Here is a 13,308-nt window from a genome sequence, read left to right as displayed (position 1 = left end):
ACGCCGCTCCGGTCGGGCGGATCACCCGTTGTCAGTGCCCGCCGCCTCCGGCGGGACCTCTGTCCCCGGTGCCCCCGGGACCGTCAGGTCCGGCCCGGGCGCGGCGGTCTCCGGCTCCGTCTCGTCCGGCTCCGGGGTCGTCGGGCTCGGCGTGGTCGGGCTCGGCGTCGTGCCGGTCGGGCTCGGCGTCGTCGGGCTCGGCGTCGTCGGGCTCGGCGTCGTGCCGGTCGGGCTCGGCGTCGGCGACGTCGGGCTCGGCGTGGTCCGGGTCGGGCGCGGCGTCGTCGGGCTCGGGCTCGGCGACGTCGGGCTCACGGTCGGCGCCGGCGTCGGGCTGGTCGGGCTCGGCGCCCGGGTCGGCGCCGCCGGCGCCGCACAGTCGGACCGGTCGACCGCGTTGGTGTCCAGCGTGACCGCACCGTCACGGCTCAGGGCCCCGCCCTGCTCGATCTTCGCGGCGGATTCGAGCGTGACCGCGTTGACGGCCATGATCCGGCCGACGAAGGACGTGTTGGTGCCCAGGTTGGCGGAGTCGCCGACCGTCCAGAAGATGTTGCAGGCCGGTCCGGGAGAGTTGACCACCCGCACGTCGCTGTTCTGCGCGGTGGTCAGGCCGGAGTCCACCTGGATGATGAAGACCGCGCCGGCGTTGCCCTGCGCGTCCAGCGTGAGCGTGCCGTCCAGATTCGCGTCCGCCGACGCCCGGTACACCCCCGGAGTGAGCGTCTGGCCGTCGAGCTGCGGCCCGACCGTCCGGCTCGACGGTCGTCCCGCCGCATCCTCGTACGCGGTGGTCAGGTCGGACTGCGCCCGTTCCGCCGCGGCGTTGCCCGCGTTCACCTGCCCGTTCACCACGCCCGGCGGGAATCCGGTCACCTCCGTGCCCGGGTGCACCCCGAGGTCCCCGTTGACGACGGTGTCCCCGCTGTTCGTCACCGAACCGTCGGCGAGGACCGCGTAGGTGCCCGCCGTCCTCAGGTCGACCGGCGCGTCGGCCGCGGTGGCGGTCGCCGCAGGCGTTGGGGCCAGTCCGGCGAAGACCAGACTCGACCCCAGGAAGGCCGACCGGGCAAAGCGAAGTCCCGTGCCGGCGTTGCGTGCGAAGTCGCTTGTCATGGCTGGCATCCGTTCGCTGTGACGGTGATGGCATCCGAACCGTCCGCGTCGCGGCGGCCGGTCCGCGCTACCGCCTCCCCGCCGACCTCGCCGGCAAACCTGCGGCACCGGGCCCGGGAGCCGCTGGACGCCCCTCGCCGCCCGGCAAACGGGACGACCGGGAACAGCCGGGCACACCGCCGGAAGCCCCGCTGCCCGGGCCCCCGACGACGCCACGGTCGCCCACTGCACCCACCTGCGGCACCGAGAGATCGGCGACCTCTGACAACCCGAGGTATCCGTTTGGACGACTGCTGTACTGGATCTTGATAGGTACTCTGCCCGTGCGGCGCCTAAGGCTCTCCTTCCGGGTTCTCTTGCTGACACTTGAGGAAAGTCGCGGAGGCCCTCGGCGCGTCGGGGGCCTCTTCCACCTTTGACGTGGCGGTGGGCTTCCAGTCCAGTTGCGACAAGGCCAGCGATCGCCCGTGCCTACGAGGGAGCCCCATGACGACCTATCGGCGTCGTAGGCATTGGAGGCGTGGCCACTGGGTCAATGAACACCGCGTCACTCGCTCCCGCTCCACCGCACGCTCACGGCCGAACCCCGCGCCGAACCTTTCGGGCGCAGCGGGTTGTCTGTGGCTTGTCGGGGTCATCCTGGTGATCCCGTTCGTCGGCATGTACTGGATCGTCAAGGCGTACATCAAGTGGCCAGCCGCGCGGGTCGTCCTCCTCACCATCATGTGTATCGGCACCGTGACAGCGGTCGTGGCCGCAGCGTCGCATGATGCTGAAATGTGGCGGGCCGCAGCAGTCTACGCGCTGATCAGTGCGCTCATGGGCTGGCACGTGTGGCACACGTTTGGTCGTCGCCGAGGGAATGCGGAGGGCGTGGCGACCATCGAAGCGCCCCAGGTTCGCGGCCTGGACGGTGGGCCGCCGACTCCGGGACCCACGGCTTAGGCCGGTCCGCCGGCCCCACGCCTCGGTACGTCGTGGCGGCCACGGCGGGTCTTCGGCGCGGTCATGAGGGCGGTTGCTGCCAACCGGCCCTCGCCCACGAAAGCCCGCTGCGAGTTGCTGGTGGAATTGGAGCCCCCGGCCGGGATCGAACCGGCGACATCTCGCTTACAAGGCGAGTGCTCTGGCCAGCTGAGCTACAGGGGCGCGTGGTGCCGTGGTCAGCATAGCGACTGACGTCCGGATTTCCCGTGCGCCAGGCGTCCCGAGCACGGGAAACGTCAACATGCCGACCCGACCCGGCCGCAATCTGCGTCGATTGGTGCCGCACCGTGCCCGAGTGACCGGTATGCGTATGCCGTCGGTCTCCCCCGCGGCTTCCTCACCTTGGCACCGCAGAAAAAGGCGATTACCGTGCAGTGACACGGTCGACACCTCGACAGACGGGGTGTTGGCCGTTGGCCGGTACCCGCAGGGTGCCGGTCGCTCCTTCACTCGGATCGTCCGGCACGTTCCTGCCGGTGAAAGGAAGCATCCCCCCATGGCTACGGTCACCTACAGCAAGGCGTCCCGGATCTACCCGGGCACCGAGCGGCCCGCCGTCAACCAGCTCGACCTGGAGATCGGCGACGGCGAGTTCCTGGTCCTGGTCGGCCCCTCCGGTTGCGGCAAGTCCACCAGCCTGCGCATGCTCGCCGGCCTCGAGGACGTCGACCAGGGCTCGATCTACATCGACGACCGGGACGTCACCCACCTGCCGCCGAAGGCCCGCGACATCGCGATGGTCTTCCAGAACTACGCCCTCTACCCGCACATGACGGTGTACGAGAACATGGCGTTCGCGCTCAAGCTGCGCAAGACCTCGAAGTCGGAGATCGACCGGCGGGTCAAGGAGGCGGCGGCGCTGCTCCAGCTGGAGGACTTCCTCAGCCGCAAGCCGAAGGCGCTCTCCGGCGGCCAGCGCCAGCGGGTGGCCATGGGCCGGGCGATCGTCCGCGAGCCGCAGGTCTTCCTCATGGACGAGCCCCTGTCGAACCTCGACGCCAAGCTGCGGGTCCAGACCCGTACGCAGATCGCGTCGCTCCAGGCCAAGCTCGGCGTCACCACCGTCTACGTCACCCACGACCAGGTCGAGGCCATGACCATGGGTCACCGGGTGGCCGTCCTGCTCGACGGTGAGCTGCAGCAGGTCGACACCCCGCGGGCGCTCTACGACACCCCGGCGAACGTCTTCGTCGCCGGCTTCATGGGCTCCCCGGCCATGAACATCAAGACGGTGCCGCTGAACGACAAGGGCGCCGAGTTCGCCGAGATGTACGTCCCGCTCACCCGCGAGCAGGTCGAGGCGGCCCGCGCCGAGGGTGGCGACGGCAAGGTGACCGTGGGCTTCCGCCCGGAGGACTGCGACCTGGTCAGCCCCACCGAGGGCGGCATGCCGGTGGTCGTCGAGCTGGTCGAGGACCTGGGCTCGGACGCCAACGTCTACGGCCACGCCGCGCTGGGTGGCGCCAACGAGCGCTTCGTCGTCCGCACCGACCGGCGCAGCATGCCGAACATGGGTGACACCGTGTTCGTCAAGCCGCGTACCGGCCGCAGCCACGTCTTCCACGCGAAGACCGGCGTCCGGATCTGACGTACGAGAAAAGGGGCGGCCCGCTTCGGCGGACCGCCCCTTTTCGTGTGTCTACGGAACCGTCAGCCTTCGACGGCCCGGCGGCGCGCCACCTCGGCGAGGGTCACGGCCGCGGCGACGCTGGCGTTGAGCGACTCCACGTCGGAGATCATCGGGATGCTGACGGTCAGGTCGCAGGTCTCGCCGACCAGCCGGGACAGCCCGCGCCCCTCGGAACCGACCACCACCACGAGCGGGCCGACGGCGGCTTCCAGGTCGTACAGGTCGGTCTCGCCGTCGGCGTCCAGGCCGACCACGATGAAGCCGGCCTCCTTGCAGGCCTTCAGCGACCGGGTCAGGTTGGTCACCTGGGCGACGGGGACGCGCGCGGCCGCGCCGGCGCTGGTCCGCCAGGCGGTCGCGGTGATCCCGGCGGCCCGCCGCTCGGGTACGAACACACCCTGCGCGCCGAACGCGGCGGCGGACCGGATCACGGCGCCCAGATTGCGTGGGTCGGTGACCCCGTCCAGCGCGACCAGCAGCGGCGCGGCCTGCTCCAGGGCGGCGGCCATCAGGTCCTCGAAGGGCTCGTACGCGAACGGCGGCACCTGCAGCCCGACGCCCTGGTGCAGCACGCCGCCGGTCATCCGGTCCAGCTCGGCGCGGCTGACCTCGAGGAGCGCGATGCCCCGGTCGGCGGCGGTGCGGACGATCTCGTTGACCCGGTCGTCGATGTCGATACCCTGCGCCACGTACAGGGCGGTCGCCGGCACGTTCGCCCGCAGCGACTCCAGCACCGGGTTGCGGCCGACCAGCAGCTCCGGCGCGTCCTTCGCCGGGTTGGCCTTGCGGCCCGGGGCGACCCGGGGGCCGCCGCGGCCGGCCGGCCGGCCCTTCCCGCCGCCCTTGCCGGCGGGTACCCCCCGGCCACCGCCCCTGCCCCAGGTGGTGTCCTTCGTGCCGGGCTGGCCGATCTTGGGGGCGCGCCCCTCCTCGGTGGCGGCCCGGCGTTCCTTCTCCTGCTTCCAGGCGGTGCGCTGGGGCAGCTTCTCGGTGCCCGAGTACGCCTTGTGCCACGGCCGCTCGTCGGCGGGCAGGGTGCGACCCCGCCCGGCGAGGGCGTCCCGACCCTTGCCGCCGGAGCCCTTCGTGGCGCCCTTCTTCGGCGTCAGTCGCCGGCCACGGCGCTGCGAGTTGCCGGCCATCAGTCCTGCTCTCCAATAGTCCAACGGGGGCCCTGGGGGGTGTCCTCGACCACCACGCCGGCCTGCTTGAGCTGGTCGCGTACCGCGTCGGCGGCGGCCCAGTCCTTCCGGCTGCGCGCCTGCGCGCGCTGCTCGAGGGCCAGGGCCACCAGGGAGTCCACCACGGCGCGCAGGTCCTCCGCGCCGCCGCCACCGGTCCACGCCGGGTCCAGGGGGTCGACACCGAGGATATCCAGCATGGCGCGCACCTGGCCGAGTGCGGTGCGCACGGTCACATCGTCGCCACCGGTCAGGGCGGTGTTGCCGTCCCGGACCACCTCGTGCACCACGGCGAGCGCGGCCGACGTGTTGAGGTCGTCGTCCATGGCGGCGGCGAAGGCGGCCGGCACCTCGCCGAGCGACCCCGCGCCCACCCGCTCGGCGGCCCGCTGGACGAAGCCCTCGACACGCCGGTACGCGACGGCCGCCTCGCGCAGCGCGTCCTCCGAGTAGTCGATGGCCGACCGGTAGTGCGCGGCGGCGTAGTAGTAGCGCAGCTCCACCGGGCGGACCCCGAGCGAGTCCACGTACGTCAGGTCGAGCGTGTTGCCCAGCGACTTGCCCATCTTCGCGCCGCCGATGTTGAGCAGGCCGTGGTGCACCCAGAACCGCGCGAACGACAGCCCGGCCGCCTGCGACTGGGCGAGCTCGTTCTCGTGGTGCGGGAACGTCAGGTCCAACCCGCCGCCGTGGATGTCGAACTCGGCGCCCAGGTAGCGCCAGCACATCGCCGAGCACTCGATGTGCCAGCCGGGCCGGCCCCGTCCCCACGGCGACGGCCAGTACGCGTCCGCCGGCTCCTCCGGCTTGGCGCCCTTCCACAGGGCGAAATCGCGCGGGTCGCGCTTGCCCCGGTCGGGCGCGTCGCCGGCGGACTGCATGTCGTCCGGGGACTGGTTGGACAGCGCCCCGTACGCCGGCCAGGAGCACACGTCGAAGTAGACGTCGCCGGAGCCGTCGGTGGCCGGGTAGGCGTGCCCGGTGTCGATGAGCTTCGCGATCAGCTCGTGCATCTCCGGGATGTGCCCGGTCGCCCGCGGCTCGTACGTCGGGGGCAGCACGTTCAGCGCCCGGTACGCGGCGGCGAGCTTCAACTCGTTGGCGTACGCGATCGACCAGAACGGCCGGCCCTGCTCCTGCGCCTTCACGAGGATCTTGTCGTCGATGTCGGTGAGGTTCCGGACGAACCGGACCTCCAGACCGTGCGCGAGCAGCCACCGGCGCAGCACGTCGTAGTTCACGCCGGAGCGAAGGTGCCCGATGTGCGGCGGCGCCTGGAGGGTGAGACCACACAGGTAGACCCCCACCTTGCCGGCTTCCCGCGGGACGAAGTCCCGCACCGATCGGGTGGCGGTGTCATACAGGCGTAGCGTCACCGTACAAGGGTATCCGTCCCCGCTTTTCCGGGTCGCCCGGAGCCGGGTCGTACGCTGCTGGTCGTGGACACCACCGCCCGACCCGGCAGCGACCCGACGGCCCGGGACCCCGAGCTGCCGCCCGGCACCGGCCAGGCGACCGGCGCGCCGCCGGCCCGGGTGGCTCCGGCGGCCGGTGGACGCGGTGGGACCGAGGTGCGCGGGGGTGAGAGCGCACAGACCCTGGACCGCGGGCTGCGGCTGCTGCACCTGGTCGCCGACGCGCCCGGTGGGCTGACCGTCACGGAGGCGGCGAACCGGCTGGCCATCGGCCGCGCGGCCGTCTACCGGCTGGTCGCGCCGCTGACCGCGCACGGGATGCTGCGCCGCGACGCCGACGGCCGGCTGCGGCTCGGGGCCGGTGTGCTGCACCTCGCCCGGCGGGCCCAGCCGCTGCTGGCCGAGGGGGCGCTGCCCGCGCTGCGCCGGCTCGCCGAGCAGGCCGGCGCGACCGCCCACCTGACCGTGGTCGAGGGCGGCGAGGGCGTCGCGCTGGCCGTGGTGGAGCCGAGCTGGACGGCGTTCCACGTGGCGTACCGGACCGGGGCACGGCATCCGCTGGAACGCGGGGCCGCGGGCCGGGCCATCCTCGCCGGCCGGTCGGGCGCCGCCGGCCCGGTGAGCACCGCAGGGGAGTTGCAGTCCGGGGCGTACGGGGTGGCGGCGCCGGTGCTGGGCGTACCCGGCCTGGAGGCGAGCGTCGGCGTGGTGTCGTTGGCAGCCCTGGACACCGAGATGGTCGGCGCGCAGGTGCTCGCGGCGGCCACCGCCGTCGCCGCCGCCCTCCGCTGACCCTTGATCCACTCGACGTCATTGAGGTCGGGGTTTCCGAGTCACTGCGACAGCCCGACCTCCAGGATGACGAGTTGATCTCGCCTGTACCACACCTGACCGGCCGCATCACGGTTTGTTCACAGGCGACGGCGGGGACGGGGCCGGCGGTTGTCCACAGGTCTGTCCCCACACCACCGGACGCCGCACGCTGGTCGGCATGCCACCTCGACCGCATCGGCCCGCCACCCTCGCCTGGCAGGTGTTCCGTGGCTCGGACGCCGTCCGTCGACGGCTGCTCACCGAGCATCAGCTCCGGAGCTCGGCCTGGGTCCGCCTCCGCCACGACGTGTACGCCGATGCGCGGCTGGAGCGGGATCACGCGTTGGCGTGCCGCGCCGCCGCGCTGCGCCTGCCGGACGGCGCGCTGTTCGCCGGCCCCTCGGCCGCGTACCTGCACGGCGTCGAACACGCGGCCACCTTCGCCGACGATGTCCACGTGCTCGTCCCCCAGTCCCGCCGGGTCGGCGCGCAGAAGGGCATCCGGCTGCACGTCGCCGGGGCGGACGATCATCCCTCCGGGCCGGGGCGCGAAGGCAATCCGGCCTCTTCGCCGACGTCCGACGGCGGCTGCGCTCGAACGGGGCCCACCCAGGCCGCGTGGGAGACCGCTGTCTGGCTGGAACCGGTCCGGGCGGTCAGCATCCTCGACGCGCTGCTCCGACAGGGCCTGACCACGCGGTCGGCGCTGCTGGCGGAGGCGGGTCTACGCGGGGGCCGGCCCGGCGGGAAGCGGGCCCGCTGGGTGTTCGATCTCGCCGACCCAGGTGCACAGTCACCACCCGAGTCGCACCTACGGGTGCGGATGGCCCTGGCGGGCCTGCCCCGACCGGTCGCCCAGCATCCGGTCCGCCTGCCGACCGGCCGCGTCCTCCATCCCGACCTCGCGTGGCCGGAGTACCGGGTGGCGGTCGAGTACGACGGCCACTGGCACCACGACCGGGAGCGGCTCCACCTCGACCGCCAGCGGCTCAACCAGCTCGTGACATCTGGTTGGCTGGTGCTGCACGTGACCAGTCGTCGCCTGTATCAGGAGTTCCCAAAGATCGCCGCCGAGGTGCGCGCCGCGCTCACCTCGCGCGGTTGGCGTCCTTGATCGACTCGACTTCCATGAAGTCGCGGTATCCACCACGCACCGATGGCCCGACTTCCATGAACCGGAGTCGATCAGAGCCGGAGGGCCCGGCCGACCGCGACGGTCGACCGGGCCCCCAGGGTCGATCTGGCCCTTACGGGCGGGCGTTCGGCTTGAGCGGGCTGGTCACCGCCGCGTACGCGTCGATGATCCCGTACCCGTAGAAGCCGTTGAAGTTGAGCCCACCGGCGCAGTACGCGTCGAAGGTCTCGTCGCGGCCCTCGTTGCGGTACTGCTGGAGCCGCGGCTCCGGGCAGGCGTGCTCGGCGGCCGTGCGGTACAGGTGCTGCTCGACCAGGTCCGGGTTCATGCCGTAGCCGGCCCGACCCTGCTGCTTGCCGTACCTGCTGACGATCAGCGCGGCCACGCCCGAGGCGTGCGGCGCGGCCATCGAGGTGCCCTGCAGGTACGTGTAGTACCCGCACTCACCGTTGCGCTTGCACTCCTTGAACACGAACGTCGCGGCCTCCGGCACGACGTTGCCGTCCTCGTCGACCGAGCCCTCCTCCTGGAGCACCTTCTTCGGGTACGTGGAGAGGATCATGTTGGCGTCGGTCCGGAAGGTGTCGGTGCCGAAGCCGTCTCGGAACCAGCCACCCGGCGCGGCCACGCTGATCTGCTCCGTACCGTAGTTGGAGAAGTCGGACTTCTTGCCCGACGGACCGAGCGCGGAGACACCGATGACGTGCGGGCCCTCCGCCGGGAGGTCCCAGCAGCTGTCGTTGTCGATCGGCCGCGGGTACGGCGGGGTGTCGCCGTAGTCCGGGCTGGAGGTGTCGACCCGCGGGTCGCCGAGGTCCTCGTGGTTGTTGCCGAGGGCGCCGACCAGCGTGACGCCCCGGTTGTGGGCGTAGTTCAGCGCCCGCTTCATCGCTTCGATGATGGCGCGCTGCTCGGCCTGGTCCTCGGGCGAGTCGGCCGGGTTGGCGGTGCAGTTGTAGAGCCACGGGTCGACGTAGAACGACATGTTGACCACGTCGAGGCCGGCCTTGCCGGCGTGCAGCAGAGACTTGACCACCGGCTCCAGGAAGAAGTAGCCGGAGTCCTGGCCACCCTTCAGCTCGACCAGGGAGACCTTCGGCGCGACGCCGGAGAGGCCGAAGCCGTTGGCGGCGGCGCCGATGGTGCCCGCCACGTGCGTGCCGTGGCCGCCGTCGTCGGTGCCGACCGGGTCGACGCAGCTCGCGACCTCGCACTCACCGTCCACGTCGACAATGTCGGGGGCGAAGTTGCGGGACAGCTTCCAGTCGAAGTTCGGCGCGATGTCCGGGTGGCTGGCGTCGACGCCGGTGTCCAGGACGCCGACGGTGACGCGCCGGTCGCCCGGCTCGACCTTGCGGGCCTTGTCGGCCCGGATCATGTCCAGACCCCACAGCTTCTCGTCCAGCGGGTCCATCCGCGCCGACCGGCGCTCGCCGGAGCCCTTGGCGGCCGCGGCGGCCAGCAGGTGCTCCTGCTCGACCCGGTCGACCTTGGGCTTGCGACCGATGGCCTTCTGCTCGGCGGCACCGATCAGGGCCGAGGCGGCCGTGGCGCGGGCCGCGAAGTCAGCCCGGTCGCTGGTGACCTGGAACATGCCGACGTCGTCGGTCCGGGACACCACCGTGCCCCCGGCCGCCCGGATCGCGGCGATGGCCGCGTCAGCGGTGACGCCGTTCTCGGAGACGACGGTGAATGTGCGGGTGTTGGCGGGTGCGGCACCCGCCGGCACCCCCAGCCCGGTCACCGTCAGTGCCAGGGCCGTTGCGGTAGCGACGGCACCAGCGGTGAAACGCTTGCTCACATCGGATCCTCTCGTTGAGGGACGTGGCAGCCATCACACAACACCGGAACGCTTTACGCCAGACACCTACCCCATTACGCCCGACAGATCGTCTTCGTCCCTAAGACGGCCCGAGACGCCGGGCAGGTCCGTCAAAGTGGACACTTCGGCGCGCCCCGGCGCCCACCGTTCCCAGCCGTCAGCGGCCGGCGGCCAGCGCGGGCTCCGGCTCGCCCGCCGCCGGGGTGTCGCGAGGCTCGTCGAGGCGTACCAGGGCCACTCCGGCGACGATCAACCCGCCGCCGAGCAGTTGTACCAGGGTCGGCAGCTCGTCCAGCACCAGCCAGGCGATCAGCACCGCGAACATCACCTCGGTCAGGCCGACGAAGGACGCCAGCCGGGCGCCGAGGATGCGCGCCGCGGCGATCCCGGAGAGGTACGCGATCACCGCCGCCACCAGCACCAGCCCCGCCACCGGCAGGAGCCAGCTCGCGCGCTGCCCGGCGAAGTCGACGTCGCCGAAGGTCGCCCGCAGCGGCAGCACGCCGACCAGTCCGAGGAGCAGCAGCACGGCCGCCCCGACGGCCATCCCGCCGGAGGCCATGACCACCGACGGCAGGTTCGCGTCGACCCGCCCGGCGAGCACGAAGTAGCCGGCCAGCCCGATCGCCGCGCCGAGCCCCCAGAGCACGCCCACCGGGTCGAGGCGGCCGGCGCCGGTCAGGTCGAGCACGAGCGCGAGCCCGGCCAGGGCCGCGGCCGAGCCGGCGACGGTCAGCCGGCGCGGGCGTTGCCCGTGGGCCAGCCACATCCAGCCGACGACGACCACGATGCCCAGGTACTCCAGCATCAGCGCGACGCCGACCGGCAGGTACCGCACGGCGTTGAAGAAGCACACCTGGGCGAGGGCGACACCGAGCAGCCCGAAGACGCCGATCGACGCGACATTGCGGCGGAGCACCGGCCAGCGTCCGCGCAGCGCCAGCACCGCCGGCAACGCCACGACCAGGGCGGCCAGGCCGACGCGGGCTACCACCACGGCCTCCGCCGACCAGCCGGCGTTGATCAACGACCGCGCGAACGTGCCGGAGGTGGCGAACGTCAGCGCGGAGAACACGGCCAGGGCGAGGCCGGCACCGCCGACGGATGGTTGGCGCATCGGGACTCTCCTTGGCGATCCGGTGGTGTCACGGGCAAACTATGCCTACGCCAATGACGCTAGGCCGGCACCCTGACAGGAGTCAAGTTGCTTTTTGCCCATGACACCGAGTGTTCGCTCATCGCCGCCGCCGCACTGGTCAACACCGGCGGCAGCGACGGCGAGGGCCTGCCGGACGTGGCCGCCCTGGACGAGTTCTTCGTCGCCCACGCGTACAGCGGACGGCACGAGCACACCGACGCGGAGCTGGAGGCCGTCCGCGGGCTGCGCCCCCGGCTGCGCCGGCTCTGGCACGCCGACACCGACGAGATCGTGGCGATCGTCAACGGGCTGCTCCGGGAGAACGACGCCCTGCCGCAGCTCATCACGCACGACAACGAGCCGTACCACCTGCACGCCGTGCCCCGCGACGCGCCTCTCGCCGTCCGGATGGCGGTGGAGGCGGCGATGGCGATGGCCGACCTCGTCCGCAGCGGCGAGCTGAGCCGGCTACGGATCTGCGACCACCCCGACTGCGACAACGTCCTGGTCGACCTGTCGAAGAACCGGTCCCGCCGCTTCTGCGACGCCGGCTGCGGCAACCGCGCCGCCGTCACCGCCTACCGCGCCCGCAAGGCCGCCGGAAAGAGGTGACCGATCGGAAGCTTTGGAGCTGATGTCGTCAATGCATCAGCGCGCCGAGCCGGTCAACAGCCACCGGGACACCGCGATCCGCAACAGCACGTACCGGCCGTCCGGCCCGTCGACCGAGACGTCCCAGCCGTCGTACCGATTCCGGAACGCCGTCACCACATCGGCCGGGAACGGCGTCCGCACCACCGTTGCCGTCCCCTCCGCCACGACCGGCGAATCGCCGTCCGGCAGTGCCAGCGACACCCGTGGGTCGGCGAGCACGTTGCGGACCTTGCGGTTCCGCTCGGCCGTACCGACCCACCACTCACCGTCCCGGTACAGGAACCACACCGGCGTCAGGTGCGGCGACCCGTCCGCCCGCAACGTGCAGAGCCACACGACCCGTTCGCGGGCCAGCCGGGCGAGGACGTCCGCGCCGGGCGCGCCGGTCACCTCCGCTGCGGCAACGCCGCCACGAAGACCCGCCAGTTGTACGCTCCGAAGCACAGCACCGCCCCCGCCGGATCCTTGCTGTCCCGCACCCCCACCAGCCCCGGCAGATTCGTCGCCACCTCGACACAGTCGTTGGACTGGCCGCTTCGACTGCTCTTGCGCCACCGGGCGCCGCTCAACTCCACGACTTGGCCACTTCCTTCATCAGGTCGATTGACCGCGCGGGTGTGCACGCCTCGCCGAGGCTAACCTCCCACACCTGCCGCAGGAACGAGAGATCCTGGGGTCGATCTAGCTCCTGCCCTCCGATGTGGCTGCTGAGGAAGGCCACGTCACTGCCGTCGACCGAGGTCGCCAAGATGAACGGCCCACTCAGGCCGGGATACTCCGTGGCCGAGCGAGGAACGACGTGCGGTCGGACCCGGGGATGCTCGGCGGCGACCTGCGCGAGGTGTAGCAACTGCTCGGCCATGGTCTTGCGCTCCCCCACGCGCCGACGCAGGGCAGCCTCGTCGACGATCGCCACCCGGTAGGGCGCGCTTCGCCTGACAGGATCTTCGGCATTGAGGAGGCCGCCCGCCTCGAAGACGGCTCTCGCATGACCCTCGGTCTGAAGTAGGCCAGGAACGTACAACGGTTCAAACCATCGCAGCCGGGCAGCTTGGGCAATGATCGCTTTCGCGCCACGCTGCCAGGCCTGAGCGCGGTCGAGGCTGACCAGGTCGCTCAGCATGCGGCCGAAGAGGCCGCCGGTGTCGAGGGCTTTGTCGAACTGTTCCAGGTACTTGCCGGTGGGCGGCTGTTGGCCCAACTCGACGGCGCTGACCATCGACGCCGAGTAGTGAAACACTTCCGACCGTAGTGGTGTCCACAGCAGAGTGTGAAGAGCGGCGCGGCCGGCCCAGTCCCCGAGACGGCCGCGCCGCGCGGGACCGCCCGTTCCCCCGGCCGGGCGGTCCCGCCGCGCCGGGGTGATGTCGTGAACGAGTCAGCTCCAAAGGAGGGCACCACCATGCCCGGCCCCACC

General features: G+C 71.9%; 12 protein-coding genes, 1 tRNA gene and 1 pseudogene. 5 read left to right on the top strand and 9 right to left on the bottom strand.

Annotated elements, in window-relative coordinates; translation table 11 throughout:
• Positions 1-21: 21 nt before the first annotated feature.
• Positions 22-1,116 carry an ice-binding family protein gene (locus tag GKC29_RS06625; protein WP_196255827.1) on the bottom strand — a complete coding sequence of 365 codons (1,095 nt, stop codon included), beginning with the start codon at positions 1,114-1,116 and terminating at the stop codon, positions 22-24.
• 642 nt (positions 1,117-1,758) lie between these two features.
• Between GKC29_RS06625 and GKC29_RS06620 the strand changes: the two genes are divergently transcribed.
• A complete protein-coding gene (locus GKC29_RS06620; RefSeq protein ID WP_155329975.1) occupies positions 1,759-2,061 on the top strand; it encodes a hypothetical protein in 303 nt (100 codons plus the stop codon).
• A gap of 127 nt (positions 2,062-2,188) precedes the next feature.
• On the opposite strand, the gene GKC29_RS06615 is transcribed toward GKC29_RS06620, so the two are convergent.
• Positions 2,189-2,265: transfer RNA gene (locus GKC29_RS06615), tRNA-Thr, on the bottom strand.
• 334 nt (positions 2,266-2,599) lie between these two features.
• Here GKC29_RS06615 and GKC29_RS06610 point away from each other — a divergent pair.
• Complete coding sequence (locus tag GKC29_RS06610) at positions 2,600-3,691, top strand: ABC transporter ATP-binding protein (RefSeq protein WP_155329974.1); 1,092 nt, start codon at positions 2,600-2,602, stop codon at positions 3,689-3,691.
• A 62-nt stretch (positions 3,692-3,753) separates the two neighbouring features.
• Here GKC29_RS06610 and rlmB read toward each other — a convergent pair whose 3' ends face one another.
• Both rlmB and cysS read right to left on the bottom strand, forming a co-directional pair.
• Positions 3,754-4,875, bottom strand: a complete 1,122-nt coding sequence (gene rlmB, locus GKC29_RS06605; RefSeq protein ID WP_155329973.1) for a 23S rRNA (guanosine(2251)-2'-O)-methyltransferase RlmB — start codon at positions 4,873-4,875, stop codon at positions 3,754-3,756.
• Entirely contained in the window at positions 4,875-6,290 is a 1,416-nt protein-coding gene (cysS, locus tag GKC29_RS06600) for a cysteine--tRNA ligase (protein WP_155329972.1), read from the bottom strand. Before cysS ends, rlmB begins: the two co-directional genes overlap by 1 nt.
• Positions 6,291-6,353: 63 nt before the next feature.
• Between cysS and GKC29_RS06595 the strand changes: the two genes are divergently transcribed.
• Both GKC29_RS06595 and GKC29_RS06590 read left to right on the top strand, forming a co-directional pair.
• Positions 6,354-7,121 carry an IclR family transcriptional regulator gene (locus GKC29_RS06595; protein ID WP_196255826.1) on the top strand — a complete coding sequence of 256 codons (768 nt, stop codon included), beginning with the start codon at positions 6,354-6,356 and terminating at the stop codon, positions 7,119-7,121.
• A 199-nt stretch (positions 7,122-7,320) separates the two neighbouring features.
• Positions 7,321-8,256: an endonuclease domain-containing protein gene (locus GKC29_RS06590; protein WP_155329971.1), complete on the top strand. Its 936-nt coding sequence runs from the start codon at positions 7,321-7,323 to the stop codon at positions 8,254-8,256.
• Positions 8,257-8,389: 133 nt separating this feature from the next.
• Here the strand turns inward: GKC29_RS06590 and GKC29_RS06585 are convergent, their stop codons facing one another.
• Together GKC29_RS06585 and GKC29_RS06580 are read right to left on the bottom strand one after the other, a co-directional pair.
• The gene (locus GKC29_RS06585; RefSeq protein ID WP_155329970.1) at positions 8,390-10,078 is read right to left on the bottom strand and encodes a S8 family serine peptidase; all 1,689 of its coding nucleotides are present in this window, start codon (positions 10,076-10,078) and stop codon (positions 8,390-8,392) included.
• A 178-nt stretch (positions 10,079-10,256) separates the two neighbouring features.
• Positions 10,257-11,216: a DMT family transporter gene (locus tag GKC29_RS06580; protein WP_155329969.1), complete on the bottom strand. Its 960-nt coding sequence runs from the start codon at positions 11,214-11,216 to the stop codon at positions 10,257-10,259.
• 87 nt (positions 11,217-11,303) lie between these two features.
• Here GKC29_RS06580 and GKC29_RS06575 point away from each other — a divergent pair, with 87 nt between their 5' ends.
• Positions 11,304-11,849, top strand: a complete 546-nt coding sequence (locus GKC29_RS06575) for a CGNR zinc finger domain-containing protein (RefSeq protein ID WP_155329968.1) — start codon at positions 11,304-11,306, stop codon at positions 11,847-11,849.
• A gap of 36 nt (positions 11,850-11,885) precedes the next feature.
• Here the strand turns inward: GKC29_RS06575 and GKC29_RS06570 are convergent, their stop codons facing one another.
• The 3 genes and pseudogenes from GKC29_RS06570 to GKC29_RS06560 form a co-directional block, all read right to left on the bottom strand.
• A complete protein-coding gene (locus tag GKC29_RS06570; protein ID WP_155329967.1) occupies positions 11,886-12,281 on the bottom strand; it encodes a TIGR03618 family F420-dependent PPOX class oxidoreductase in 396 nt (131 codons plus the stop codon).
• On the bottom strand, positions 12,278-12,466 hold the full coding sequence (locus tag GKC29_RS06565; RefSeq protein ID WP_155329966.1) for a DUF397 domain-containing protein: 189 nt from the start codon (positions 12,464-12,466) through the stop codon (positions 12,278-12,280). Before GKC29_RS06565 ends, GKC29_RS06570 begins: the two co-directional genes overlap by 4 nt.
• Positions 12,457-13,137 (bottom strand): annotated as a pseudogene (locus tag GKC29_RS06560) (DUF5753 domain-containing protein); the annotation flags it as partial. The pseudogene GKC29_RS06560 and the gene GKC29_RS06565, both read right to left, overlap by 10 nt.
• Positions 13,138-13,308: the final 171 nt, after the last annotated feature.

The sequence above is a fragment of the Micromonospora sp. WMMC415 genome (genome assembly GCF_009707425.1).
In the GTDB taxonomy this organism is placed as follows: Bacteria; Actinomycetota; Actinomycetes; order Mycobacteriales; family Micromonosporaceae; genus Micromonospora.
This window is presented reverse-complemented; position numbering and strand designations above follow the sequence as displayed.

Bases quoted from the DNA above. Each gene is read 5' to 3' on its own strand.
- GKC29_RS06610 (WP_155329974.1), top strand. From the start codon at position 2,600: ATGGCTACGGTCACCTACAGCAAGGCGTCCCGGATCTACCCGGGCACC.
- rlmB (WP_155329973.1), bottom strand. From the start codon at position 4,875: ATGGCCGGCAACTCGCAGCGCCGTGGCCGGCGACTGACGCCGAAGAAG.
- GKC29_RS06580 (WP_155329969.1), bottom strand. From the start codon at position 11,216: ATGCGCCAACCATCCGTCGGCGGTGCCGGCCTCGCCCTGGCCGTGTTC.
- GKC29_RS06590 (WP_155329971.1), top strand. From the start codon at position 7,321: ATGCCACCTCGACCGCATCGGCCCGCCACCCTCGCCTGGCAGGTGTTC.
- GKC29_RS06625 (WP_196255827.1), bottom strand. From the start codon at position 1,116: ATGACAAGCGACTTCGCACGCAACGCCGGCACGGGACTTCGCTTTGCC.